At 46.7% G+C, this 424-nt stretch carries 1 rRNA gene; it reads left to right on the top strand.

Going from position 1 to position 424, the window contains the following annotated elements:
* Window positions 1-103: 103 nt before the first annotated feature.
* A 23S ribosomal RNA gene (locus CHI06_RS29070) occupies window positions 104-424 on the top strand; the annotation flags it as partial.

Genomic DNA, 424 nt, shown 5'->3' with positions numbered 1-424 from the left:
GTTCCTTGAAAACTAGATAATCGTAAGAAGAAGTCAAAGTAAAACCGAGAATCGCCACATTAGTTTTTCTCTCTTAAGTAATTAAGAAGAAAATAACCTTTTAGGTTAAGTTAGAAAGGGCGCACGGTGGATGCCTTGGCACTAGGAGCCGATGAAGGACGGGACTAACACCGATATGCTTCGGGGAGCTGTAAGTAAGCTTTGATCCGGAGATTTCCGAATGGGGGAACCCACTGCTCGTAATGGAGCAGTATCTTTACCTGAATACATAGGGTATTGAAGGCAGACCCGGGGAACTGAAACATCTAAGTACCCGGAGGAAGAGAAAGCAAACGCGATTCCCTGAGTAGCGGCGAGCGAAACGGGACATAGCCCAAACCAAGAGGCTTGCCTCTTGGGGTTGTAGGACACTCAACATGGAGTT

It is taken from the genome of Bacillus sp. 7884-1 (assembly GCF_002272245.1).
Taxonomy (GTDB): Bacteria; Bacillota; Bacilli; order Bacillales; family Cytobacillaceae; genus Neobacillus.
This window is presented reverse-complemented; position numbering and strand designations above follow the sequence as displayed.